At 59.6% G+C, this 25,752-nt stretch carries 23 protein-coding genes; 8 read left to right on the top strand and 15 right to left on the bottom strand.

All coding sequences use genetic code 11. The annotated features are described in order from the left end of the window. The first annotated feature begins 180 nt into the window (after positions 1-180). Complete coding sequence (gene gshA / locus POR16_RS00940) at positions 181-1,770, top strand: glutamate--cysteine ligase (RefSeq protein WP_005887959.1); 1,590 nt, start codon at positions 181-183, stop codon at positions 1,768-1,770. Between the two features lie 111 nt (positions 1,771-1,881). Here gshA and argA read toward each other — a convergent pair whose 3' ends face one another. Next, positions 1,882-3,180, bottom strand: a complete 1,299-nt coding sequence (argA, locus tag POR16_RS00930) for an amino-acid N-acetyltransferase (RefSeq protein WP_005887958.1) — start codon at positions 3,178-3,180, stop codon at positions 1,882-1,884. Between the two features lie 122 nt (positions 3,181-3,302). Next, positions 3,303-4,451, bottom strand: a complete 1,149-nt coding sequence (gene argE / locus POR16_RS00925) for an acetylornithine deacetylase (RefSeq protein ID WP_005887957.1) — start codon at positions 4,449-4,451, stop codon at positions 3,303-3,305. Between the two features lie 162 nt (positions 4,452-4,613). On the opposite strand from argE, the gene POR16_RS00920 reads away from it, so the two are divergent. Beyond that, positions 4,614-5,981 (top strand): CYTH domain-containing protein, encoded by a 1,368-nt coding sequence (locus tag POR16_RS00920; RefSeq protein ID WP_005887956.1) that lies wholly within the window; start codon positions 4,614-4,616, stop codon positions 5,979-5,981. Between the two features lie 126 nt (positions 5,982-6,107). Here POR16_RS00920 and POR16_RS00915 read toward each other — a convergent pair whose 3' ends face one another. Then, positions 6,108-6,587: an Lrp/AsnC family transcriptional regulator gene (locus POR16_RS00915; protein WP_005887955.1), complete on the bottom strand. Its 480-nt coding sequence runs from the start codon at positions 6,585-6,587 to the stop codon at positions 6,108-6,110. A 125-nt stretch (positions 6,588-6,712) separates the two neighbouring features. Here POR16_RS00915 and POR16_RS00910 point away from each other — a divergent pair, with 125 nt between their 5' ends. The 3 genes from POR16_RS00910 to POR16_RS00900 all read left to right on the top strand — a co-directional run bounded on the left by POR16_RS00910 (position 6,713) and on the right by POR16_RS00900 (position 9,424). Beyond that, positions 6,713-7,060 (top strand): hypothetical protein, encoded by a 348-nt coding sequence (locus POR16_RS00910; RefSeq protein ID WP_005887954.1) that lies wholly within the window; start codon positions 6,713-6,715, stop codon positions 7,058-7,060. 111 nt (positions 7,061-7,171) lie between these two features. After that, positions 7,172-8,956 carry a type IV pilus assembly ATPase TfpB gene (gene tfpB, locus POR16_RS00905; RefSeq protein WP_024669156.1) on the top strand — a complete coding sequence of 595 codons (1,785 nt, stop codon included), beginning with the start codon at positions 7,172-7,174 and terminating at the stop codon, positions 8,954-8,956. A gap of 147 nt (positions 8,957-9,103) precedes the next feature. Next, positions 9,104-9,424 carry a DUF2388 domain-containing protein gene (locus POR16_RS00900; RefSeq protein WP_005887951.1) on the top strand — a complete coding sequence of 107 codons (321 nt, stop codon included), beginning with the start codon at positions 9,104-9,106 and terminating at the stop codon, positions 9,422-9,424. 52 nt (positions 9,425-9,476) lie between these two features. On the opposite strand, the gene gcvH is transcribed toward POR16_RS00900, so the two are convergent. From gcvH to POR16_RS00875, 5 genes are all read right to left on the bottom strand, one after another. Continuing rightward, entirely contained in the window at positions 9,477-9,863 is a 387-nt protein-coding gene (gcvH, locus tag POR16_RS00895; RefSeq protein WP_005887950.1) for a glycine cleavage system protein GcvH, read from the bottom strand. Positions 9,864-9,906: 43 nt separating this feature from the next. Further along, positions 9,907-10,989, bottom strand: coding sequence for a glycine cleavage system aminomethyltransferase GcvT (gene gcvT, locus POR16_RS00890; protein ID WP_005887949.1), 1,083 nt, complete (start codon positions 10,987-10,989; stop codon positions 9,907-9,909). Positions 10,990-11,143: 154 nt separating this feature from the next. Beyond that, complete coding sequence (locus POR16_RS00885) at positions 11,144-12,760, bottom strand: ABC transporter permease (RefSeq protein ID WP_122381200.1); 1,617 nt, start codon at positions 12,758-12,760, stop codon at positions 11,144-11,146. Between the two features lie 122 nt (positions 12,761-12,882). Next, on the bottom strand, positions 12,883-13,884 hold the full coding sequence (locus POR16_RS00880; RefSeq protein ID WP_054991211.1) for an extracellular solute-binding protein: 1,002 nt from the start codon (positions 13,882-13,884) through the stop codon (positions 12,883-12,885). A 102-nt stretch (positions 13,885-13,986) separates the two neighbouring features. Beyond that, positions 13,987-14,697: a Crp/Fnr family transcriptional regulator gene (locus POR16_RS00875; RefSeq protein ID WP_042932011.1), complete on the bottom strand. Its 711-nt coding sequence runs from the start codon at positions 14,695-14,697 to the stop codon at positions 13,987-13,989. An 81-nt stretch (positions 14,698-14,778) separates the two neighbouring features. Between POR16_RS00875 and POR16_RS00870 the strand changes: the two genes are divergently transcribed. Beyond that, entirely contained in the window at positions 14,779-15,303 is a 525-nt protein-coding gene (locus POR16_RS00870; RefSeq protein ID WP_005887941.1) for an Mpo1 family 2-hydroxy fatty acid dioxygenase, read from the top strand. A gap of 46 nt (positions 15,304-15,349) precedes the next feature. On the opposite strand, the gene POR16_RS00865 is transcribed toward POR16_RS00870, so the two are convergent. From POR16_RS00865 to dibA, 6 genes are all read right to left on the bottom strand, one after another. Then, positions 15,350-16,330, bottom strand: a complete 981-nt coding sequence (locus tag POR16_RS00865; protein ID WP_055004638.1) for a sulfate/molybdate ABC transporter ATP-binding protein — start codon at positions 16,328-16,330, stop codon at positions 15,350-15,352. A 2-nt stretch (positions 16,331-16,332) separates the two neighbouring features. After that, a complete protein-coding gene (gene cysW, locus POR16_RS00860; RefSeq protein ID WP_005887936.1) occupies positions 16,333-17,205 on the bottom strand; it encodes a sulfate ABC transporter permease subunit CysW in 873 nt (290 codons plus the stop codon). A 13-nt stretch (positions 17,206-17,218) separates the two neighbouring features. Next, complete coding sequence (cysT, locus tag POR16_RS00855) at positions 17,219-18,040, bottom strand: sulfate ABC transporter permease subunit CysT (protein WP_005887934.1); 822 nt, start codon at positions 18,038-18,040, stop codon at positions 17,219-17,221. Positions 18,041-18,134: 94 nt separating this feature from the next. Further along, positions 18,135-19,145 carry a sulfate ABC transporter substrate-binding protein gene (locus POR16_RS00850; protein ID WP_005887932.1) on the bottom strand — a complete coding sequence of 337 codons (1,011 nt, stop codon included), beginning with the start codon at positions 19,143-19,145 and terminating at the stop codon, positions 18,135-18,137. A gap of 142 nt (positions 19,146-19,287) precedes the next feature. Further along, the gene (oscA, locus tag POR16_RS00845) at positions 19,288-19,470 is read right to left on the bottom strand and encodes a sulfur starvation response protein OscA (RefSeq protein ID WP_005887929.1); all 183 of its coding nucleotides are present in this window, start codon (positions 19,468-19,470) and stop codon (positions 19,288-19,290) included. 189 nt (positions 19,471-19,659) lie between these two features. Beyond that, positions 19,660-21,591 (bottom strand): phosphodiesterase DibA, encoded by a 1,932-nt coding sequence (dibA, locus tag POR16_RS00840; protein WP_005887928.1) that lies wholly within the window; start codon positions 21,589-21,591, stop codon positions 19,660-19,662. Positions 21,592-21,745: 154 nt separating this feature from the next. Between dibA and desA the strand changes: the two genes are divergently transcribed. Both desA and POR16_RS00830 read left to right on the top strand, forming a co-directional pair. Further along, the gene (gene desA, locus POR16_RS00835) at positions 21,746-22,930 is read left to right on the top strand and encodes a delta-9 fatty acid desaturase DesA (RefSeq protein ID WP_005887927.1); all 1,185 of its coding nucleotides are present in this window, start codon (positions 21,746-21,748) and stop codon (positions 22,928-22,930) included. Between the two features lie 131 nt (positions 22,931-23,061). Continuing rightward, positions 23,062-24,060: a GGDEF domain-containing protein gene (locus POR16_RS00830; RefSeq protein WP_005887926.1), complete on the top strand. Its 999-nt coding sequence runs from the start codon at positions 23,062-23,064 to the stop codon at positions 24,058-24,060. A 286-nt stretch (positions 24,061-24,346) separates the two neighbouring features. Here POR16_RS00830 and POR16_RS00820 read toward each other — a convergent pair whose 3' ends face one another. After that, positions 24,347-25,726 carry a response regulator gene (locus POR16_RS00820; protein WP_024671776.1) on the bottom strand — a complete coding sequence of 460 codons (1,380 nt, stop codon included), beginning with the start codon at positions 25,724-25,726 and terminating at the stop codon, positions 24,347-24,349. Positions 25,727-25,752 lie beyond the last annotated feature (26 nt).

The raw sequence follows: 25,752 nt of genomic DNA, 5'->3' as shown, positions 1-25,752 counted from the left end.
GAGTTAATTTCGGCACCATTAGCGTGGTGCCGAGTCCATTTGGGTGGTACGACGAAGAGCAATGATTGTGAACTGGCGTCAACGACCCGACCAGGCGACCACGCCAGTTCCTCTCCTCACCCTTGCAGACCATCAAGTCCACCCCCATATCGGGGCGACCGATGCGTGAAGGATTACACCTTGAGCGAACTTTTAAACCGCCGTCTTGCTTTGCTTGGCGAGCGCAACAACCTCTCTTTGCTGGAGCAGTGCCTGCACGGTATCGAGCGTGAATGTCTGCGCGTTACTGCAACGGCAGAACTGGCGTGCACGCCCCACCCTCAAGCTCTGGGTGCAGCACTCACCAACGGCCAGGTCACGACCGATTACTCCGAATCACTGCTGGAGTTCATCACGCCCGCACTGAAGAACCCGGCCGAGACCCTCGACAGCCTGGACAAGATCCATCGATTCGCCTACAGCAAGCTGAACAACGAGCTGCTCTGGAGCCCTTCGATGCCGTGCCCTTTGCCCGACGAAGAGCACATACCGATCGCGTATTACGGCACCTCGAACATCGGCAAACTCAAATACGTCTATCGCAAGGGTCTGGCGCTGCGTTATGGCAAGACCATGCAGTGCATTGCCGGTATTCACTATAATTTTTCGCTGCCGGAAGATGCCTGGGCGCTGCTCAAGCAGACCGAAGACTTTGCCGGCGACGCGCGGGACTATCAGTCGCATTCCTACATCGCGCTGATTCGCAACTTCCGCCGCTACAGCTGGCTGCTGATGTACCTGTTCGGTGCATCACCGGCGCTGGACGCAGGTTTCCTGCGCGGCCGTGAGCATCAGCTGGAACACTTTGACGCCGACACGTTGTACTTGCCGTACGCCACCAGCCTGCGCATGAGCGATCTGGGTTATCAGAGTGACGCTCAGGCTGACCTGACGCCGTGCTACAACGATCTGGTCAGCTACACCGACAGCCTGCGCAAGGCTGTGGCAACGCCTTATCAGCCATACGTCGATGTCGGTACTCATGACCAGAACGGCGAATGGATTCAGCTCAACACCAACGTGTTGCAGATTGAAAACGAGTACTACTCCAACATACGTCCCAAGCGCGTGACCTATAGCGGCGAACGCCCGATTCAGGCGCTGGTGGCCCGCGGTGTGCAGTACGTTGAAGTGCGCTGCCTGGACATCAACCCGTTTCTGCCGACCGGCATCAGCCTGGAACAATCACGCTTCATCGACGCGTTCGTGCTGTATTGCGCCCTTGAGGAAAGCCAGCAACTGGCTGGCCACGAGTGTTCCAATGCAAGCTCGAACTTCCTCTCGGTGGTCAAGGAAGGTCGCCGTCCGGGCCTGAACCTGCTGCGCGACAACAGCCCTGTCGAGCTCAAGGCATGGGCGACCGAGCTGTTGGAGAAAATCACGCCCATTGCCCGACTGCTGGATCAGGCGCAAGGCATAGATGAACACGTCAAATCCATCGACGTGCAACAGGCCAAGATCGACGACACCGCGCTGACCCCTTCAGCCCAGGTGCTGGCCAGCATGAAGGCGCACAACGAAGGCTTCACGGCGTTCTCCCTTCGCCAAAGCCAGGTCCACGCCGAATACTTCCGCACTCACCCGCTGAGCGCTGAAGAACAGGCACACTTCGAAGCCCTGGCCAAAACCTCCCTTGAGGAACAGGCCGAGCTGGAAGCGACGGAGGAAGTGGTGGATTTCGACACATTCGTGGGCTCGTATCAGGCGAGCATTCTGTCGATCAGCAACTGATGCGCAGGTGACGCCGAGCGTCACGAACCGCATTCCCACGCTGGAGGGTGAGGAACGACAGGTGTCTGTAAGAACACCTATCGTTCCCACGCTCTGCGTCCGCTCCAGCGCTTATATAGCCTTCTCGAAAATCTTCGAATTACGCTGATAGTTGTACAGCGAGGCGCGGGCGCTTGGCAGGCGGTCTACGCTGCTGGGCTCGAAACCGCGCTCGCGGAACCAGTGCGCAGTGCGGGTGGTGAGGACGAACAGGGTCTTGATGCCCAATGCCCTGGCACGGTTTTCAATACGCTCCAGCAACTCGTCACCGCGACCACCATGCCGGTACTCGGGGTTGACCGCCAGACACGCCAGCTCGCCTGACTCCGAGTCGGCAATCGGGTACAACGCGGCACAGGCAATGATCATCCCTTCACGCTCGACCACACTGAACTGGGTAATCTCGCGCTCCAGCACTTCTCTGGAGCGGCGTACCAGAATGCCCTGCTCTTCCAGCGGGGTGATCAGGTCCATCAGACCGCCGACGTCTTCGATGGCCGCCTCGCGCACCAACTCGAATTGCTCCTGCGCGACCAACGTGCCGCCACCGTCGCGGGTGAACAGCTCGGTCAGCAGTGCGCCATTCTCGGCATAGCTGACGATATGGCTGCGGGCCACACCACCACGACAGGCTTCTGCCGCTGCATCCAGCAATTCCGCCTGATAGTTGCTGCCCAGGCGCTGCAAATGGGCAGGCACCTGCTGAGGGCGCAACTCGCGTACCAGCCGTCCCTGCTCGTCCAAAAGGCCCTCATCGGCGCCGAACAGCAGCAGTTTGTCGGCGGCCAGATCGATAGCGGCGCGTGTGGCGACGTCTTCGCAGGCGAGGTTGAAGATTTCGCCGGTCGGCGAGTAGCCCAGCGGCGACAGCAGTACGATGTGACGCTCGTCCAGCAGACGATTGATACCCTTGCGGTCAACCCGGCGCACTTCGCCGGTGTGCTGATAATCGACACCTTCCAGCACGCCGATAGGCCGGGCGGTCACCACGTTGCCGCTGGTGACGCGTAACCGCGAACCTTGCATGGGCGAAGCAGCCATGTCCATCGACAGACGTGCCTCGATCGAGATGCGCAGCTGACCGACGGCATCGATCACGCATTCCAGTGTCTCGGTATCGGTGATGCGCAAATCGCGATGATAACGCGGGGTAATCCCGCGCTGGGCCAGACGGCTCTCGATCTGTGGACGCGAGCCATGCACCAGCACCAGCCGCACCCCAAGGCTGTGCAACAGCACCAGGTCGTGGACGATATTGCCGAAGTTGGGGTGTGCGACGCCGTCGCCGGGCAGCATGACGACGAAGGTGCAATCGCGGTGAGCATTGATGTAAGGAGATGCATCGCGTAGCCAGTTGACGTATTCGGGCATGACAACAAGAGCCTGTAGAAAAATGGACGAAGAGAAAAAGCACGCACAACGGTGTGGTGGTTATCGTCGGAACAGGCTTGGCACGCGCAATCTCCTTGTATTCGGCTCTTGTGGAACCTGACTCATTGAGGCGTCAGGCAATAATGTTCGATCAACTGACGTAACAGACGCACTGTAGGGTCCAGACGTGACATTTCGAGGTATTCCCCCGGCTGATGCGCGCAGGCAATATCGCCAGGCCCCAGCACCAGCGTTTCGCAACCGAGGCGCTGAAGATAAGGCGCTTCGGTGCCGAATGCTACTGCTGCCGCTGTGTGGCCGGTCAGTCGTTCGGCAACGCGCACCAGTTCGGCATCCGCCACCTGCTCGAACGGCGAACACTCGGGGAACAGTGGAGCGTAGTCGATCTGCACCTGATGCAGTTCAGCCAAAGGTTGCAGCTTGTGCCGGATCGCAGCACGCAATACGTCAGGGTCCATGCCCGGTAACGGGCGCAGATCGAACTCCAGCGAACACTGGCCGCAGATGCGGTTCGGGTTGTCGCCGCCATGAATGCAGCCCAGGTTCAGGGTAGGCTGCGGCACAGTGAACTGCGGATTACGGTATTCCGATTGCCATTGCGTGCGCAGGCCCTTGAGTTCGCTGATCGCGTCGTGCATGGCCTCCAACGCGCTGTGCCCCAGGCTCGGATCAGAGGAGTGGCCGCTGCGCCCGAGAATATGGATGCGCTCCATCATCACGCCTTTGTGCATGCGGATCGGCTTGAGACCGGTCGGCTCGCCGATTACCGCTGCGCGGCCCAGCGGGCGTCCGGCGTCTGCAAGCGCACGGGCTCCGGCCATCGAGCTTTCTTCGTCGCAGGTGGCGAGGATCAGCAGCGGCTGCTTGAACGGCTGATCAAGCAACCCGCGTACGGCTTCGATCACCAGTGCGAAAAAGCCTTTCATGTCGCAACTGCCCAGCCCGACCCAGCGGCCATCGACTTCGGTCAGCTTCAGCGGATCGGTTTTCCACAGCGCTTCGTCGAACGGCACGGTATCGCTGTGGCCGGCCAGCACCAGACCGCCAGGCCCGGTGCCGAAGGTGGCCAGCAAATTGAACTTGCCGGGTGACACCTGCTGAATATCACAGGCAAAACCCAGATCCCCAAGCCAGCCGGCCAGCAGATCAATGACAGGACGGTTGGTCTGGTCCAGGGAAGGCTGAGTGCAGCTCACCGAAGGCGCAGCGATCAAGGCGGCGAACTGGTCTTTCATGGACGGCAACGGCATGGACGCTTCCTGTAATCAAGACGAAACACAGCCCATCATAGGGCCATAGCAACCCAGGAATAAACCGTTTCGGGCCATGTCCTGTACACTGGCGCCATCAGCAGCCGTTCAGTCATGGGCTGCGCTTCCGTTATCAGTATCAGCGTTTGGATTCCCCCGGCCATGCAAAAAGAAACAGAAATCAAACTCCGCGTCAGCCGCGAGACCCTCGCTGCACTGCGCGAACACCCGTTGCTCAAGAAGCGCAACAAAAGTGGCTGGGAGCGCCTGGAACTGTCGAACCAGTATTTCGATACCCCTGAACGCGAACTGGCCCACGCCAAAGTGGCGCTGCGCATCCGTCGTGATGGCGATCAGATCATCCAGACCATGAAGACTCGCGGGCAAAGTGTGGCCGGCCTGTCCGAGCGCAACGAATACAACTGGGATCTGCCCAAAGCCAAGCTGGACCTGAAAAAACTCGAAGGCGACTGCTGGCCCGAGCAACTGGCCGAACTGGACAAGAAAACCATCAAGCCGCTGTTCACCACCGACTTTGTGCGTGAAAAAGCCGAAATTGCCTGGGGTCGTGGCAAAACCAAAGTGGTGATCGAAGCCGCGCTGGACCTGGGCCAGGTGGTTGCAGGCAAGCAGAAGGAAGAAATCTGCGAGCTGGAGCTTGAGCTGCGCGAGGGCGACCCTGCGGCGCTGCTGGAACTGGCCGCTGAACTGGCTGCAACGCTGCCGTTGATGCCCTGCGACATCAGCAAGGCTGAGCGCGGTTATCGCCTGCTCGACGCCAGCAGCTACTCATTGAGCCTCCCGGCGCCTGTTCTGAACGCAGAAACCCCGCTGGATGATGCTTACTCGGCGCTGGCCTGGCATTTGCTGGGCAGCAGCCAGCGTCTGGCCGAGCAGTACCGTTTCAACGGCCACTGGCGTTTGCTGCAGGACTGGGTCGAGATGCTCGCCGAATTGCGCGCACTGACCAGCAGCCTCGGCCAGGCCGCACCACGCACTTCGACGGCCCAGCTACGTACCTCGCTGGACGCGCTGCTGGAAGACTGGCGCCCACTGGTTCAGGCTGGTCAGGAAGATGGTGATGTGCGTGGCGCTGCTCACGAGCAGTTCCTTGAAGAATTGCAGGACACCCGCTGGGGCGAGTTTTCACTGAACACCTCGCGCTGGCTGCTGGCCCGCAGCTGGACCGCCGAGCGCAACACGCGTGGCAACCGCCAGGGCGCTGCCCTGCTGAGCAGTTGGCTGCCTCGCCTGCTGGGCGAAGAGGCGACGTCCCTGCAACTGAGCCGCTATCAGCAGCAACCGGAAGACCTGGCCGAGCAACTGCCACGGATCGAACGCATGCAAGCCTGGCTGCACTGGGCACGCGCCGCGCTGGACCTGCCAGAGCTCGATCGCCTGTACGGCGAAATGCGCAAACTGGAAGAACTGGCCCATCTGGACATCAGCGACGAAGTGCTCGATGCCCGTGTTCAGCAAGCCATCACTGTCTTCCAGAGCCGCGCATGGAAGACCTTGTTGCGTTTGTAAGGCTGGAGCTGTGTTCTCTCGTGTAACTATCGTTCCGCACGCTCCAGCGTGGGAATACCTCGGGTGACGCCCTGCGCCCTGCTTTGGGTGTGCGGCGCGGCAGGCAATTGGCAAGAGGTCATGAATTCAGCCTCCCTGGCGCAATAGCGGCAGGCTGGTGGTGGATTTGATCTCTGACAGTGCCACTGTCGAGTTCACTTCCTGAATACCGGGCACCAGCGACAGCTTTTCGAAGAAAAACCGCTCATAAGCCTCGATGTCCGGCGTCACGATGCGCAGCAGAAAATCCACCGCCCCCATTAACACATAGCACTCCAATACCTCTGGAAAACCACGAATCGCATCGGTGAACTCGGTGAAGTTGGAGCGCCCGTGGGCATTGAGTTTGACCTCGGCAAAAATCTGCGTGTTCAGACCGATTTTCTTGCGGTCCAGCAACGCGACCTGGCGCCGGATTACCCCCTCATCCTTGAGCCGCTGAATGCGACGCCAGCAAGGAGATTGCGACAAGCCGACCTGCTCGGCGATCTGCGCGCTGGAAAGCGAAGCGTCCTCCTGCAGCAAAGCCAGAATCTTGCGGTCGTACACATCCAGCTCGGTTTGCATAATTATTCTTCCGCAGCAGTCACTGACGCATTAACAAGTCTTAACAAGACTAATCCAGTTGATGATGGACCAGAAATTTCTTTTGCCGCATGTAAAGATTTCTACCATCGTTCTGGAGTATCAGCATGCCCAACCTCGAAGCCGTGACCACCCTCTCGCAACGCCCCGACAGCTGGTCATCCAGCAATGCTTCGTGCTGCGCGCGCTATCGGATTGTTGCCGAAGCCGAGCCAGCGTTGCTTTGCCAGGTGCTGAACCTGTTTGCGATGCAGTACCTGATTCCTCACCAGCTCAGCGTCGTGCAGCAGGAAAGCATGCTGGTCATCGACCTCCACGTCGCCAGGCTGAGCTGGCACCGGGCCCAGGTCATTGGTGAAAAAATGCGCAACCTGATCGACGTCTGCTCGGTGGATGTCGAACAAACCGACGCTCTCAAAACCCCACAGACTCACGTCGCGCTGGCCCGCGGCTGAATCAATTCGCCTGCTTCGGTAATTCCCGGTCGCACAGAACGAGTAACGCTGTCACGCTTGGCGTCTACGCTTGTTCAGCGTCACATGACCAAATTGCCCCAAGGAGCGCGCATGGCAGCCCTGTCCCCTTCTTCACAGGATCGCTGGCTCGATCTGAACGATGTGTTGCGTGACCTGGTTGCCGAAGGCTACCTGAGTCAGGACGACTCGGAGACCGCACTCGCGCAACGTCGCAGCGCGGTAAACATTCAACTGCACCCGCTCGAATTTCTGGCGTCGCTGCAGTTCGACGACCTGAAGCGTCCCGGCAAAAAGCTGGACGTAGAAACCCTGACTGCCTGGCTGGCAAAAATCTGTGGCCAGCCTTACATGCGCATCGATCCGCTGAAGATCAATGTCGCAGCGGTCACGCCACTGATGTCCTATGCATTCGCGCAGCGCCACAAGATTCTGGCCGTGGCAGTCGATCGCGAATCAGTGACCATCGCCAGCGCCCAGCCCTACGTGCGCTCGTGGGAAGCCGACCTCTCACATGTGCTCAAGCTTCAGGTGAAACGCGTCGTCGCCAACCCGGCAGACATCCAGCGCATGGCGATGGAGTTTTTCAGGCTGGCCAAGTCGGTCAGCGGCGCCAATGCGTCCGAACAGAAAATGAGCAACATGGGCAACTTCGAACAGTTGCTCAAGCTCGGGGCCAGTGATCAGGAGCCCGACGCCAACGATGCGCACATCGTCAATATCGTCGACTGGCTGTTCCAGTACGCGTTTCAGCAACGGGCCAGCGATATCCACATAGAGCCGCGCCGTGAACAAGGCACCGTGCGCTTTCGCATCGACGGCGTGCTGCACAACGTCTATCAGTTCCCGGCACAGGTCATCATGGCCATTGTCAGCCGCCTGAAGAGCCTCGGACGGATGAACGTCGCCGAAAAGCGCAAACCGCAGGACGGTCGGGTCAAGACCACCACGCCCGAAAATCGTGAAGTGGAGCTGCGCCTGTCGACCTTGCCCACAGCATTCGGCGAAAAGATGGTGATGCGGATTTTCGACCCGGAAGTACTGCTCAAGGACTTCGACCAGCTGGGGTTTTCCAGTGATGACCTGCGTCGCTGGCAGGAGATGACCCGCCAGCCCAACGGCATCATTCTGGTCACCGGCCCGACCGGTTCGGGCAAGACCACCACGCTGTACACCACTCTTAAAAAGCTCGCGACCTCTGAGGTCAACCTCTGCACCATCGAGGACCCTATCGAGATGGTCGAGCCCGCCTTCAACCAGATGCAGGTGCAGCACAACATTGATCTGAGCTTTGCCGCTGGCGTGCGCGCCCTGATGCGGCAAGACCCTGATATCATCATGATCGGCGAAATTCGCGACCTGGAGACAGCTGAAATGGCTATTCAGGCGGCACTGACTGGTCACTTGGTGCTGTCGACGCTGCACACCAACGACGCGCCCAGCGCCATCAGCCGCATGCTCGAGCTGGGAGTACCGCATTATCTGCTCAAGGCGACGATACTCGGCGTGATGGCCCAACGCCTGGTGCGTACGCTGTGCCCGCACTGCAAGGCGCCGATCAATCTGAACGAGACTGACTGGCAAACCCTGACACGCCCCTGGCAAGCCCCCGTACCGGCTGGTGCGCATCAGGCAGTTGGCTGCGTGGAATGTCGCGATACCGGCTATCGGGGCCGCGCCGGGGTTTACGAGATCATGGTCATGTCAGACAACATCAAGGCATTGATCTCCGCAGACCTGGACCTCACTGCCATGCGCCGTCAGGCCTTCAAGGAAGGCATGCGCAGCTTGCGCCTGTCGGGTGCACAAAAGGTCTCGGCTGGGCTGACTACACTGGAAGAAGTGCTGAGGGTGACGCCGCAGAGCGAGCAGCGCTGAGCGGGTTGAGCGCCCTCTTCAGCGGCTGTGCCAACAGGCTTGTTAAGGAAAATCCGCTAAAGTGAACTAGCCGGTACACATTGATTGAACTAGTTCGTGGGTTTAGCTATCCAACCCTCAGAACAACCACAGTTGGAGTACCAAATCATGCGTCTCAAGTTTGCTGTCGCCACCGTAGCCTTGCTTTCCATCCCGATGGGTTCAGCGATGGCTGACACCTTTTGGCGTAATGTGCTGTCCTCGGGCGCCACCACTGGCTCGACTTACCTGACCTTCAAGGATCACAAGCTGATCGTTGCCGCTCAAGATGACGCCGGCAGCTACGTTGCCAGCAATGGCGACATCCGCGGCCCGTTCCTCGAAGCCGCTATCCAGCAAGTGCGTAAAGAAAATCCGGGCCTGAAAGCCACGGACATGGAGCTGGCCAACGCGATCCTGGACAAGAACCTGGTCGCTGAAAACCAGTAAGCGTCACGCATAAAAAATGCCGCTCGATGAGCGGCATTTTTTTATCCGGCAATTACTCGCCGATGGCGCTTTTGTAACCTGCAGCGTCCAGCAGTTTGGCCAGATCAGCCTCAGCGTTGGCAGGTTTCAGCTTGAAGATCCAGGCACTGTAAGGTTCGCTGTTAAGCAATTCGGGCGAGTCGCCCAGTGCTTCATTGACCGCGACAACCTCACCCGCAACCGGTGAGTAGATGTCCGAGGCAGCCTTGACCGACTCGACAACACCAGCGGCATCACCGCCAGCGAATACCTTGCCGATCTCCGGCAGTTCGACGAACACCACATCGCCCAGCGCTTCCTGTGCGTGATCCGAGATACCGACGGTCACTGTACCGTCAGCCTCCAGGCGTGCCCATTCATGACTTTCGGCGAAACGCAGCTCGGCGGGAATATTGCTCATTTAGTCATCCTCAACATCGGGTCAGCGGAAAACCCGCCATAGGTTAAATCAAGGCTTTGCCATGCCGCACGAAGGCCGGCTGCACGACACGCACCGGATACCACTTGCCGCGGATTTCCACCTCGGCCCGGTCAGCAGTCGCCATCGGCACACGCGCCAAGGCAATGGATTTGCTCAGCGTAGGAGAGAAGCTACCACTGGTGATCTCACCTTCGCCAATTTCTGCGATTCTTACAACCTGATGCGCCCGCAAGACGCCGCGCTCTTCGAGCACCAGACCGACCAGCTTGGAGGCAATGCCGTCAACGCGTTCGCGCTCCAGAGCCTTGCGCCCAATGAAATCACGCTCGGAAGGCTCCCAGGCGATGCTCCAGGCAATATTCGACACCAGCGGTGAAACACCCTCGCCAATGTCCTGACCATAAAGGTTCATACCCGCTTCGAGGCGCAAGGTGTCACGGGCGCCAAGGCCGATGGGAGAAATGCCCGCACCGACCAGATCATTGAAAAAGCTCGGCGCCTGCTCGGCCGGCAGCATGATTTCCAGACCGTCTTCGCCGGTATAACCGGTACGCGCGATGAACCAGTCAGCGTCATCACGACCTTCGAACGGTTTAAGCTCATTGATCAACCTGGCGCGAGAGCTGGTCACCAGGTCGGCAATTCTGGCCCGCGAGCGTGGCCCCTGAATAGCTAGAATCGCCATCTCGCTCCGTTCGTTCAGCTGCACCTCGGCGTCGCCCAGTTGCGACTTCATCCAGGCCAGGTCCTTGGCGCCATTTGCGGCGTTGACCACCAGACGATAACCCTCGGCCGTGAGGTAGACGATCATATCGTCGATGATGCCGCCTGCGTCGTCCAGCATGACGCTGTAAAGCGCCCTGCCCGGCGTCTTGAGCCTGTCGACATCGTTGGCCAGCAGATAACGCAGCCAGCTTCGGGCATCACGACCGAGCACGTCGATCACGTTCATGTGAGAGACATCGAAGACCCCACAGTCGCGACGCACCTGGTGGTGCTCCTCGACCTGCGATCCATAATGCAATGGCATGTCCCAACCACCAAAATCGACCATTTTCGCCCCAAGGGCGAGGTGCAGGTCGAACAGGGGGGTACGCTGTCCCATGGGTTTCTCCTTCCGGGCGTGGCGAAGGTGCGGGCAGAAAATATCGGCAAGCCCCCCAATAAACCGGAGTTTGCAGCACATTACAGCTGACCGAATAATCTGACAGACCGCACCAATTGCGGCGCATTGTAGCCGCAAGGTGCGGGACCCGCACCTAACCAATCTGACGGGCAGAGCGCCGAATCAACACAATGACGGGTAATAATCCTACAAGCACAAGTGACAAAGCTGGCAACGCTGCTCGCGCCCACTCGCCCTCACTGGTCATTTCGAAGATCCGCACGGCCAGCGTATCCCAGCCAAACGGGCGCATAAGCAGGGTGGCAGGCATTTCCTTGAGCACATCCACGAACACCAGAAGCGCTGCGCTGAGCGCGCCAGGCACCAGAAGTGGCAAATACACGTTGAGAAACAACTTTGGCCCGCTGACGCCGAGGCTACGGGCCGCTTCGGGCAAGGAAGGACGAATGCGCGACAGACTGTGCTCCAGCGGACCGAAGGCCACCGCAATGAAGCGCACCAGATACGCCAGTAACAGAGCCGACAGGCTGCCCAGCAACAGCGGCTTGCCTGCGCCTCCCAGCCAACCCGAAAGCGGGACGACCAGCGCACGGTCCAGGTAACTGAATGCCAGCATGATCGACACCGCCAACACCGAACCCGGCAGCGCGTAGCCAAGGTTGGCGAGGCTGACGCCCGAACGTATGGCAGGCGTAGGCGCCATGCGTCGGGCGAAGGCCAGAACCAGCGCAACGCTGACGGTGATCAGCGCCGCCATGCCGCCCAGATAGAGGGTGTGCAGAATCAACCCGATGTAGCGCTCGTCCAGATCGAAACGGCCTCGCTGCCAGCCCCAGATGATCAACTGCAGCACCGGCACGACAAAAGCACAGATAAACACCAGTCCACACCAGGCGCTCGCGCCCCACGCCTTGAGGCCCCGCAACGGGTAGAGCGCGGCAGCCCGAGGCCGTTCGCTGGCGGGTCGGTTTGCACCTCTGGCCCGGCGTTCGCCGTACAACAGAATGAGCACCGCCAGGAGTAAGAGACTGGCCAGCTGAGCAGCGCTGGACAGGCTGAAGAAGCCATACCAGGTCTTGTAGATGGCGGTGGTGAAAGTGTCGAAGTTGAACACCGAGACAGCGCCGAAGTCTGCCAGCGTTTCCATGAGCGCCAGCGCCACACCCGCACCGATCGCCGGACGGGCCATGGGCAGCGCTACGCGCCAGAACGCTTGCAGAGGCGAGTCGCCCAGTACCCGCGCAGCTTCCATCAACCCTTTGCCTTGCGCCAGAAAGGCGGTGCGTGCCAGCAGGTAGACGTAGGGGTAGAAGACCAGCACCAGCACGATGATCACCCCGCCGGTAGAGCGCACTCGCGGCAGGCGCAGGCCTGAACCGAACCATTCGCGCATCAAGCTCTGCACCGGCCCGGAAAAATCCAGCAGCCCGACAAAGACGAATGCCAATACGTAAGCAGGGATTGCGAACGGCAGCATCAGCGCCCAGTCCAGCCAGCGCCGGCCCGGGAACTCGCACAGGCTGGTCAGCCAGGCCAGGCTAACCCCCAACAGCGTGACGCCGACACCGACCCCCAGCAGCAGGATCAGCGTGTTGCTCAACAGACGCGATATCTGGGTTTCAAGCAGGTGGGACCAGATCTGTGTGTCGACAGTCTCCCACGACAGCAGCAACACGCTCAGTGGCATTAATACCAGTACCGCGATGGCAAAAACCAGCGGGTACCAGCGGCGTTGGACGGGATGGGCCAAGGGGTTCTCGAAATCAGGAGTGATACGTCACTAAGTGATACATCTATCGAAACCGGAAGCAGAGCGTCCAGAACGGCGCTCCCACGCTGGAGCGTGGGAGCGATAAGGCGGTGGGTATTAAATCAATTCCAGCCGGCACGATCCATCATGCGTATCGCTTCCGCCTGACGCTTGCCTGCCACTTCAACCGGCAGGGTGTCGGCCTTGAACTGACCCCAGCTAGCCACTTCTTCCGAGGGCGACACCTTCGGGTTGGCCGGGAACTCCTGATTGACGCTGGAGAAAATCGTCTGGGCCTCAGGACCGGTCATCCACTCGACCAGCGCCTTGGCGGCTTCCGGGTGCGGGGCATATCTGGTCAGCCCGATGCCCGACAGGTTGACGTGTACGCCCCGGTCGGACTGGTTCGGCCAGAACAGTTTTACCGCCAGGTCCGGCTTCTGTTTGTGCAGGCGTCCATAGTAGTAAGAGTTGACGATGCCCACATCGCACTGCCCGGCGTTGATCGCTTCAAGCACTGCGATGTCATCGGAAAACACGTCGGTGGACAGGTTGTTCACCCAGCCCTTGAGGATCTTCTCGGAGGCTTCGGCGCCGTGGGTTTCGATCAGGGTGGCGGTCAGCGACTGGTTGTAGACCTTCTTCGCAGTGCGCAGGCACAGGCGTCCTTCCCAGTGCTTGTCGGCCAGCGCTTCGTACGTCGTCAACTCGGCTGGCTTCACCCGGTCAGTGGAGTAGGCAATGGTACGTGCGCGAAGGCTAAGCCCGGTCCAGCTGTGTGTGGACGAGCGATACTGAGGCGGAATGTTGGCGTCGATAACAGGCGAGGTGAACGGCTGCAGGATACCCATCTGCTCGGCCTGCCAGAGGTTACCGGCATCGACGGTCAGCAATAGGTCGGCGGTCGCATTTTCGCCCTCGGCCTTGATGCGCTGCATCAGCGGCGCTTCCTTGTCGGTGATGAACTTGATCTTCACGCCGGTTTTAGCGGTGTATGCATCGAAAACCGGTTTGATCAGCTCGTCGATACGAGAGGAGTACACCACCACCTCATCGGCAGCCTGGGCGGTGCTGCCCAGTAAAGTCAGTGTCAGGGCAGCCAGAAGACGCTTGCTTGCCTGCATCGGGGTATCTCGCGTTCGCAAATGAGGCGAGATGATAGTGAATCCCATTTGCTATCTCAATCGAAGAGGCGCCAGAGCCATTACCGGATGTTTCCGGCTTGCTCAGCACACCGCTTTCGCTCTGGAGAAGTTGGCAATTCTGCGCAGCCTTTCCACGTCGAACACTTCAAGATGCCCTTCATCAAGGCGCACAATCCTGCGCTCATGCAGGTCCTGCAGCACCTCAGCCAGGGCCGGAGGCGAGAGCGCCAGACGTTGTACCGCCTGAATGTCATTCAGCGCTATCACACGCCGGGCATGACTCAGCGGACCATAGCCCTCGCTCAGCATCAGCAGACGCCACGCGACACGAGCCCGGGGAGGCAGTTGTTGCATTTTTTCCGGATTTTGCAGTGGCAAACCGATTTTTCGGCTGAGCAGAGCCGCAAACGAAAGCCAGTATTCCGGCTGTCGGTCGAGCAATTCGACCAGATATTGCTGAGGGAAATGCAGAAAAATGCTCTGCTCCAGCGAACGGACCTCGAAACGGCGCGGCAACCCGTCGAACAATGAGACTTCACCGAACCAGCAGGGTGGACATACAGGCTGCATGTGCGACAACAGACGCTGCTCCCGGGGGGCGCCGATACGCACGCTGCCCTCCAGCAGTACATAAATGCCACACGGCGGATCGCCTTTTCTAAACAGCATTCTGCCAGGCGTCCTGCGCAACTGGTGCGCTGCCCCCAGCAGGCTATCCTGCAAACCTGCAGGCAAATGGGAGAACCAGTAATCGGACAGCAGCCTTGGCCGCCAAGACACTCCGTTTGTCATGTGTGCTCCCTTTTATCTCGGGCCTGCATGTTGTAAAACAACGTCAGCTCGACCGGCTTAACGTCTCAGGCAGGAATAATAATGAAAACCCTTGTCGATCATCTCAGCCAATACGCCGCTTATCACCGTGATTCGCGCAATATCGTGACGCACTTCGTGGGTATCCCGTTAATAGTGCTGGCAGTGGCAGTACTTTTATCGCGTCCTGGCTGGAACATCGGCGTGGTCTGGGTAGCGCCTGCGGCCTTGCTGGCGCTGGGTTCTACTGTTTTCTATCTACGGCTGGACCGGGCGCTGGGTGCGGTCATGGCAGTATCACTGGCGCTGTGCCTCTGGGCCGGGGCGAACCTTGCACAACAGACCACTATGGTCTGGCTGAGCGCAGGTGTCGGGCTGTTTGTGGTCGGCTGGGTTATCCAGTTCATCGGCCATTACTTCGAAGGCCGCAAACCGGCATTCATCGATGACCTGACGGGCCTGATCATCGGCCCGCTGTTCGTGGTCGCGGAACTGGCGTTCCTGATGGGCCTGCGCAAACCCTTGCAGCACGCTATCGAAGAACGCTCCGGGCCAGCGGGGCGCAACGTGCGCAAGGCTGCTGCGTGAGCAACGAGAGACTTCACTCCGGAACGAGCGCCCTCACTCCACCGCTTCAGAGCTTCTGCCACACCTTCGGTTTGAAGAACAATGTCTCGCCCTTGACAAGGCCCACCAGGCTGTCGTGATCCTTCACCACTTCGGCTTCGATCAGTTCGCTCTGCCCTTCGACCTTCAGCGTTACCCGCGTGGTTGCACCCAGCGGGCGGATGTCGCGGACTTCAGCGGCATGATGGTCTTCGAGCTCCTGACGCGACAGCGACACTTCATGCGGGCGAAACAGCACCTGACCTTCGTCGCCCAGGCTGAGCCGGTTGGAGTCGCCGAGAAAGTGGTAGACGAAATCGTTGGAGGGCTTCTCATACACCTCGCCCGGCGAGCCGATCTGTTCGATCACGCCCTTGTTCATCACCACGATGCGGTCAGCCACTTCCATGGCTTCCTCCTGATCGTGGGTCACGAACACCGATGTCAGGTTGATGTCTTCATGCAGGCGCGCCAGCCAGCGACGCAGCTCCTTGCGAACCTTGGCGTCCAGCGCGCCGAACGGCTCGTCCAGCAGCAGCACCTTGGGCTCTACCGCCAGCGCGCGGGCCAGGGCGATACGCTGACGCTGACCACCTGACAACTGCTCCGGGTAACGATCCGCCAGCCAGTCCAGTTGCACCATGTTCAGTAGTTCGTGAACTTTTTCAGCGATGCGCGTTTCATTCGGGCGCTCGCGCTTGGGCTTCATGCGCAGGCCGAAGGCGACGTTGTCGAACACGGTCATGTGGCGGAACAGCGCGTAGTGCTGAAACACGAAACCGACGTTGCGATCGCGCACGTCATGACCGGAAACGTCCTCGCCGTGGAAGACGATGCTGCCGTCGTCCGGGGTTTCCAGACCGGCAATAATGCGCAGCAGCGTGGTCTTGCCGCAGCCTGAAGGGCCGAGCAAGGCCACCAGCTCGCCACTCTGGATGTCCAGACTGATGTTGTTGAGCGCCTTGAAAGCGTTGAAATTTTTGCTGACGTTACGGACTTCGATCGACATGATTATTCCTCCGCCGCGTTATGGCGCAGACGGTTAATGCGCGATTCGCTCCACTGCTTGAGCAGCAGGATGAACAGCGCCAGGATCAGCAACAGGCTCGCCACGGCAAAGGCTGCGACGTGGTTGTACTCGTTGTAGAGAATTTCTACATGCAGCGGCAGGGTGTTGGTAACGCCGCGAATGTGCCCGGACACCACTGACACAGCGCCGAACTCACCCATCGCCCGCGCGGTACACAGCACCACACCATAGATCAGGCCCCATTTGATGTTCGGCACCGTGACGTGCCAGAACATCTGCCAGCCATTGGCGCCGAGTAGCCGCGCGGCCTCTTCTTCCTGCGTGCCCTGCTCCTGCATCAGCGGGATCAGCTCACGTGCCACGAACGGCACGGTGACGAAAATGGTCGCCAGCACAATGCCTGGCAGCGCAAATACGATCTGGATGTCGTGATCCTGCAGCCACGGCCCGAACAGGCCCTGCGCGCCGAACATAAGCACGTAGACCAGCCCGGCGATGACCGGCGAGACCGAGAACGGCAGATCGATCAGCGTGACCAGAATGCTCTTGCCGCGGAACGAGTATTTGCTCACGCACCATGCGGCGCTGACGCCAAACACCAGATTGAGCGGCACCGAAATCAGCACCGCAATCACAGTCAGCTTGAGGGCCGACAAGGCATCCGGTTCAAGAATGGCGGTGAAGAAAGCGCCCAGGCCGTTCTTCAGCCCCTGAGACACCACGATGAACAGTGGCAAGCCCAGAAACAGCACGAACACCAGCCAGCACAGGCCGATCAGGATACGCCGCGAGACCTTGCTGCCACGGCGGGCGGCGTTGGCTGAGGCGGCGGCTGAAACAGATGAATAAGACATGTTCTGCGCCTCCTCAGGATGGGGTTTCGATGCGCCGCTGCAGCAGATTGATCAGCAGCAGCAGAATGAAGGACACCACCAGCATCATCACGCCGATGGCGGTCGCGCCGGTGTAATCGTACTGGTCGAGTTTGACCATGATCAGCAGCGGCAGAATCTCGGTTTTCATGGGCATGTTGCCGGCGATGAAAATAACCGAGCCGTACTCGCCTACACCACGTGCAAACGCAAGGGCGAACCCGGTCAGCCAGGCAGGCAGCAATGCCGGCACCAGAATGTGGCGGAATACCTGCCACGGGCGCGCGCCCAGGCAGGCAGCGGCTTCTTCGACTTCTCGGGGGATATCCGCCAGCACCGGCTGCACCGTGCGCACCACGAACGGCAGCGTGACGAAGGTCAGCGCGAGGGTGATGCCCAGTGGCGTGTAGGCGATCTTGAAGCCCAGGTCGGCAGCGAACTGGCCGACCCAGCCATTGGGTGCGTACAGCGCTGTCAGGGCGATGCCGGCCACAGCGGTCGGCAGGGCGAACGGCAGATCGATCATCGCATCGATGATCTTGCGACCGGGAAAGGTGTAACGCACCAGCACCCAGGCCAGCAGCGTGCCGATCACACCATTGATAAGGGCCGCATAGAAGGCAGTGCCGAAGCTCAGTTTGAGGGCAGCGATCACGCGAGGCGCGGTGATGATGGTCCAGAACTGATCCCAGGTAAGCTGCGCGGCATGCACGAACATGGCGGCCAGCGGTATTAGCACAATCAGACTGAGGTACACCAAGGTGTAGCCCAGCGTCAGCCCGAAGCCGGGTATGACGGGGGAGATACGACGCGACATAAAAGTCCCTGGTTTCACTTGCACGAAGCCCGGACGTCAGTCCGGGCTGCTTTACCCTGTCTGCGATGCCACTCGCGCAGCACCCGCAGTCGGCTTATTGCGCCTGGTAAATCTGGTCGAACACGCCGCCGTCATTGAAAAACTTCGGCTGAGCAGTCTTCCAGCCACCAAAGTCTTTGTCGATAGTCACCAGATCGAGTTTCGGGAATTGCTTCTCGTACTTGGCAGCGACTTCGGCATCACGTGGACGATAGAAGTTTTTTGCAGCAATTTCCTGACCTTCCTTGCTGTACAGGTGCTTGAGGTACTCGGTGGCAATCTCGGTGTTGCCCTTCTTCTCGGCATTCTTGTCGACCACAGCCACTGGCGGCTCGGCGAGGATCGACAGCGAAGGCACGACAATGTCGAACTTGTCCTTGCCGCCGTCTTCCTTCAGCGCGAGAAACGCTTCGTTTTCCCAGGCCAGCAACACATCGCCCTGACCGTTGTTGACAAAAGTAATGGTCGAACCGCGTGCGCCGGTGTCCAGAATCGGCACGTGCTTGAACAGTGTTTGCACGTACTCCTTGGCCTTGGCTTCGTCACCACCGCCGGCTTTCAGGCCGTAGGCCCAAGCGGCGAGGAAATTCCAGCGCGCACCGCCCGAGGTTTTCGGGTTGGGCGTGATCACCGACACGCCCTCTTTGGTGAGATCGCCCCAGTCCTTGATGCCTTTCGGGTTGCCCTTGCGTACCAGAAACACGATGGTCGAGGTATACGGCGTGCTCGCGTCCGGCAGGCGGGTCTGCCAGTTTTCAGGCAGGGACTTGCCCAGCTTGGCTATTTCGTCGATGTCACCGGCCAGCGCCAGCGTCACCACGTCGGCACGCAGGCCGTCGATCACGCCACGCGCCTGCTTGCCCGAACCACCGTGGGACTGCTTGATATCGACCTTGTCGTCCGGGTGCGACTTCTTCCAGTAATTGACGAATTCTGCGTTGTAATCCTGATACAGCTCGCGTGTCGGATCGTACGACACGTTGAGCAGCTCGTAATCCTTGGCAACAGCCGAACCTGCGAAAACAGCACTGGCGATAGCCGCCAGTGCAAAATGGCGAATGGACATGATTGAAGCTCCTGGAAATTCTGTGTGTCGGCTGTTTGAATTCTTCTTCGCGCGTCAGAACGGCATTCGTGCTGGCGAGCTGCTTTTCAGGGTGTATCAGGAGTTGGAATGAAGCCCTCCGGTGGACCAGTCGGGTGTCGCCTCAGCTTTGCTTGGGAGTAGAGTTCTGCAACCGAAATTTTTCCTTCCGCTCGATCTGTACTACTTGCGCGTTATGAACAGTGATTTCGACGGCGCCAAAACGCAGGTCACGCAACGCACTCTGAATCTCACGCAGAATGGCTGCTTCGTCCTGACCGTCAACACTACGTAGAGATGCGCTCATTATCTTATTCCTTGACATGTGAGAAGCCTGCCGTCGCGACTGGGGTCGATGGCCATGGCGGTGACGCAATGATAGTGAGGCGCAGATATTCTTAAAAAGACTATTTAAGAATGCAGATATAACCAAAATGACTTTAGCGGAATGGCGCAAAACCAAGGTGCATTGCGCACCCCGGCACGCGTGCTGTGCTCACCCGCTTTGCTGGTCGAAAACCGGAGCATGCGCCCAGTCGATCGCCTGAGCGACCATTGGCCGCGCAAACCAGTAGCCCTGCCCCAGTTCGCAATCGTTCTCCCACAAAAATGCAGCCTGACTGGCCTCCTCTATGCCTTCTGCCAGCACGCGCATGCCAAGGCTGGAAGCCAGTGTGATGATGGCCCGGACAATGGCGATATCATCACGATCATTCGGCAAGCCAGCTACAAAGCCCTGATCGATCTTGAGTTTCTGCACCGGCATGCGCTTGAGCCGCAGCAGTGAAGAGTAGCCCGTACCGAAGTCGTCAATCGCCAGGCTCAAGCCCATCTCGCGCAATCGGTGCAATTGCTCGATGGCCTGATCCGGGTTCTCCATCACCGCACTTTCAGTGACCTCCAACTCCAGAAACGCACTCTCGAGCCCAGTGTCACGCAACACCTGCGCAACCTGAAGGTCCAGATCACCCCGGCTGAACAGGCGGCTGGACACGTTAACCGCCACAAATTCGATGGGCACGCCCTCCGCCAGCCATGCTTTCATCTGCCGACAGGCCGTATTCAATACCCAGGCATCGATATCGACGATCAGCCCGCTTTGCTCGGCAATGGGGATGAATTCACCGGGCGAGACCATCCCGCGCGAGGGGTGCTGCCAGCGCACCAGCGCTTCGACACCGCATATACGCCGAGTCGCCAGGTCGTGAACCGGCTGATAGAAAACCCGCAGTTCTGCCTGCGCGATGGCCTGGCGCAATTCGCTGGCCAGTTGCACCCGCTGCTGGGCGTGAGCAGTCAGCTCCTCGGTATAGAAAGCAAACACATCGCGGCCATCGCCCTTGGCCTTGAACAGCGCAGAGTCGGCGTTGCGCAACAGTTGCTCGACAGTCAGCGCATCGCCGGGAAACAGGCTGATACCGATGCTGGCAGAAACGAACAACTGATGACCAGCGATGGCGTACGGCGTCTTGAATGCATCGATCACCTGTTGCGCCAGAGCCGCTGCATGCACCATTTGGGGACAATTCTTGACCAGTAGCGCGAATTCGTCGCCACCCAGACGCGCCACTGTCATCTCGCTGTCAGACACGCTCTTGAGTCGCTCGGCAGCCGCCTTGAGCACCTCATCGCCCACGTTGTGACCGAGGCTGTCGTTGATGTTCCTGAAGTTATCGAGATCCACCAGCAACAGCGCACAGCCGCGCTTGCTGAACCGCGCCGAGGTCAGCGCCTGACTGATACGGTCTGTCAGCAGCAGGCGATTGGGCAGTTCGGTCAGGGCGTCATAGTGCGACAGCTGCGCCAGTTCCTGCTCGGAGCGCTTGATGGCAGTGATGTCGGAGAACACCGCCACGAAATGCCGGACCTGACCGTCCTCACCCTTGACGCTGCGAATGGTTTGCCACTGAGGATAGATTTCACCGCTTTTGCGCCGGTTCCAGATCTCGCCACTCCACTGCCCGGCGCTGACAAGCGAGTGATACATCTGCCGGTAGAACTCAGGCCCGTGCCGACCCGACTTGAATTTGCTGGGGTTGAAGCCCAACACCTCATCGGCCTGATAGCCGGTGATGTCCATGAACGCACGATTGACGTGGACGATACGGCCTTGCGCATCGCTGACCAGCACGCCCTCACGGGTACTGTCGAACACCACAGCCGCCAGCAACAGCCGCTCGTAGTCCTGCTGTCGACGCTCGAAAAGCGCCTTGCCACCGATAATGCTCATCAATCTGTCACGAGCAATGAAGATCATGACGGCGCTAAGCAGTACCCAGCCGTAACCGATCATCTGTTGGCCAATAGCCAGTCGAGCCGGTTCGACGATGAAAAGGGGCAGAAGAAAGTCGGCTGTCGCGAACCACAAAACCGACAGCACCCCATACAGGACGGCGGTTCGCAGCGCGTCTCGGGAATAATCGGACATAAAAGCGGGATGCCTTGCGAAAGGTCTGGATTATAAAGCAAGAAACATCCTGCGACTCTTATCTGAAAGGGTGACTGGTTTTCTTTGTAATGTCAGTGATAATGCTCCGGCAACTTTTTTCTTTACCGGTTTTTTTACGAGGGCCAAACAGCCTATGTGGTACAACGGTTTGCTCGACCTTTCCGTCTGGCAGGTAATAGCAGTCACGCTGGTGATGACTCACGTGACTATTATTGGCGTCACGGTCTATCTGCACCGCTACTCGGCCCACCGCTCGCTTGAACTCAATGCGGGGCTGAAACACTTCTTCCGTTTCTGGCTGTGGCTGACCACTGCCCAGAACACCCGCGAGTGGACAGCCATCCACCGCAAGCACCACGCAAAATGTGAAACCGTCGATGACCCGCACAGCCCTGTCGTCAAGGGCCTGTCCACTGTCCTTCGCAAAGGCGCCGAGCTGTATCGCGAAGAAGCGCAGAATCAGGACACACTGCGTATCTACGGCAAGAACTGCCCGGAAGACTGGATCGAGCGCAACCTCTACTCGCGCTACAAGCTGCTGGGCATCGCCCTGATGGCCGTGATCGACTTGGCTCTGTTCGGCGCGCTCGGCATCACCGTCTGGGCCGTACAGATGATGTGGATTCCGTTCTGGGCCGCCGGCGTAGTCAACGGCCTGGGCCATGCGGTCGGTTATCGCAACTTCGAATGCCGGGACGCGGCCACCAATCTGGTGCCGTGGGGCATCGTGATCGGTGGCGAAGAGCTGCACAACAATCACCATACCTACCCCAACTCGGCCAAGCTTTCGGTCAAGCCATGGGAGTTCGACATGGGCTGGGCGTGGATCAAGGTGTTCAGTTTTCTGGGTCTGGCCAAGGTCCAGCGGGTCGCGCCCATCGCCCATCGGGTCGAAGGCAAGGGCAGCATGGACATGGACACCGCCATGGCGATTCTCAACAATCGCTTCCAGATCATGGCCCAGTATCGCAAGCTGGTCATCGCGCCTCTGGTTGCCCAGGAACTGAGCAAGGCCGACGAATCGGTGCGTCACCAGTTCCGTCGCGCCAAACGGCTGCTGTCGCGGGAGACCAGCCTGCTCGATGACAAGCACCATCTGCGTATCCAGACCATGCTGGAACACAGCCATGCATTGAAAGTTATTTACGAGAAGCGCCTGGCGCTGCAACAGATCTGGGTCAAGACCAGCAGCAACGGTCATGACATGCTGTCTGCCATGAAAGAGTGGATTCACGAGGCCGAGGCCAGTGGCATCCAGTCCCTGCGCGACTTCGCCGATCAGCTGAAAACCTACTCGCTGCGCCCCGCCCACGCTTGATACCGTTGATCGGCGCGCCTCCCGCAGGCGCGCCGGTCCCGGAACTTATCCCCCTCCCGACCTATCTCACCAACTTCCCCGCTAATCGGGAAAGGGCGCGGCACTGGCCGTAAACGCTTGAGATGGTTCTTATGGAAAAGCAGTCTCCCACAGCCCTACCCGGCACGCCGATCACTGATATGCCCGCAGCCACAGAAACCCTGTTAGCCCTGATGCACGCACAGGCAGAAGTCGCACGCCTGAGCGAGCGTGAACAACTGTTCAGCTCATTGCTTGTGAGTGTGAACGCAGTGCTATGGGCGTTCGACTGGGAAACCCAGCACATGATTTATGTCAGCCCTGCCTACGAGCGCATCTTCGGACGCTCGGCGGGCCTGCTATTGGCTGATTACAGCGAGTGGCGCGACAGTATCTACCCGGACGACCTGAACTACGCCGAGCGCAGCCTGAACGAGGTTATCGAGAAGGGTTCGATCGAGGATCGCGAGTACCGGATCATTCGCGCAGATGGCGAAGTACGCTGGCTCAGCGACAAATGCTTCGTCAGCCACAGGGCCGATGCCAGCCAGCGCCTGATCGTGGTGGGCATTGCCGAAGATATCACCGAGAAGAAACACCTCGAGGATGAACTGCAGCGCCTGGCCACCACCGACGTACTGACCCAAAGCAGCAACCGCCGGCACTTCTTCGAATGCGCCCAGCGAGAATTCGAGCTGGCGCGCCTCAACGGGACGCCGCTGGCCTTCCTGCTGCTGGACATCGATGACTTCAAGCTGGTGAACGACACTTACGGCCACCAGGAAGGCGACACCGTCCTGCAACGCATCGCGGAAAGCGGCCGCTCGGCCTTGAGGCGTGGCGATCTGTTCGGGCGTATTGGCGGCGAAGAATTCGCCGCAGTATTCCCCGGCTGCGCGCCGGATATGGCCATGCAGATCGCCGAGCGCCTGCAACGCGAGATTCAGCGCCAGAATTTCCAGTCAGGCGGCGTGACGTTCAGCATCACCGCCAGCCAGGGCCTGACCAACCTCGGCCCCGAAGACCAAAGCCTCGAAGCCCTTTACGGCCGCGCCGACGCGGCGATGTATCAAGCCAAGCGCCAAGGCAAGAATCAGATCGTACCGGCTTGAATCAGCCGGGGATTGCAAGAGTGGACCGGGCGACGCTCCGCTTTTCCACGATCTCCCGGAATGTGTGACCTCCAGTATGTGGAACCGCCTGTACGTGGGAGTGGACTTGTCTACGAACTGCCAAGAACCGGCAGCCAAACGGCGCGGCGCAGATTTGTGACGAAGAGCGTCACCCAAGGCATTCCCACGCTGGAGCGTGCGGAACGATAATCGTCGGTAGATCACTATCGTGCCCATGCTCCGCGTGGGCATGCCGTTCTGGACGCTCCTGACGCTGGTCACGCTCTTATTTCTTCGGTAAATCCGGAACAGCGGCTGCAGAATCTTCGATAGCGGCAGGCGCCTCTGGCGTCAGGTCCAGCAAATCGGGCTCATCTTCCTTAACCTCATCGGCAGCCACTTCAGGCTCGACCGGGAGCGGTATCAGCAAGCTCGGGTCAGTCACGCCGGTCAGTTTCTTGCGCAAGCGCTGCAGATCACCGACGCTCAGCTTCAATAACTTCGCCGACTTGGTCTTGACCAGTGTCGTGACACTCTCTTCCTCACCCAGACGCGCCATCTGCCCCGCCAGGTTCATTGCCAGCACTTCGCGGGTGAAGATGCCAGTGTTGTACTGATACACCGCAGCGATCAGCTCACGCAGCTCCAGCGGCAAGCGCCAGCGGGTGCGCAGCGCGGAACCGAAGGCTGCCGAGTATTGCTCCAGTGACTGCCGGATAACCTGCTCATTCAGCTCGCCACCCGCCAGCAGCCATTCCTGCAAGCAGCCCAATACCGCCAGGTCGCCCAACGATTGCAGCAGACCGGCACAGAAGCAGCGCTCTGCATCCAGCTCCAGCATGCTGCCCAGAATGCGTGCGTAGTCGGCAGTGCGTTGCGACATCGTCCAGAACTCATGGGCCTGCGCCAGCAAAGCGTCGTCGGTCAGCACCGCCATGCGTTTCTTCGCCAGCCCGGACGCGATATTAGCGCCCTGCACCGGCCCCAGAATGGCCAGCGCCCCGGCCATGGTCTGGACAGGTTTGCCCAGGTGCTGGGCAGCACTGTTGGCGGCAGCAATCAGTACCGCGGTTATATGAGGATCGTTGCGCAATTCCTGCTCGAGCAGCACCACGTCGATGCCGCCCGGCGTCTGACTGAGCTTCACTGCCGTCGCTACGTCAACGTACAGCGGCGCGCCGTCGGCTACGTCTCGGCGCTTGTCGAGAAACTTGGTCAGCGTCAGCCCGGGCGTCAGGGCTGGCACCTCGCCCGGAGCAGCGGCGCGTTGCTCCAGCAGGAGGCTTTCAAGACGCTGACGCAGCCCCTCGGTGTTCAGTGGTTTGGTCAGATAAGCGGTCGGCGCAAGCGGCAACACTTCACGCACGCTGGCGCTGTCGTTGCGGTTGCTGATGAGGATGAACGGAATGGCAGGCTGGCGACGCAAATTGCGCACGCCACGCAACAGGCTCAGACCGTCCACGCCCGGCAACTCGCGCGCGGCAATCACCAGATCCGGCAGTTGCTTTTTCATCCATTCGACGGCTTGTCTGCCATCGGTACACATCTCTAGCTCGACATCCCCACGCACACCCAGCACCAGGTCGCTGAGCGTCTCGCGCACCCACGGATCAGACTCGGCAATCAGTACGCGAGGTACGGCGGGCAAAACTACAGCAGTCATCATGACTCTCCGATGTCGATGCGCTCACC

The sequence above is a fragment of the Pseudomonas coronafaciens pv. oryzae str. 1_6 genome (assembly GCF_000156995.2).
GTDB lineage: Bacteria > Pseudomonadota > Gammaproteobacteria > Pseudomonadales > Pseudomonadaceae > Aquipseudomonas > Aquipseudomonas tremae.
Note: the sequence above shows the minus strand (reverse complement) of the source record. Positions and strands in the feature narration are given on the sequence as shown.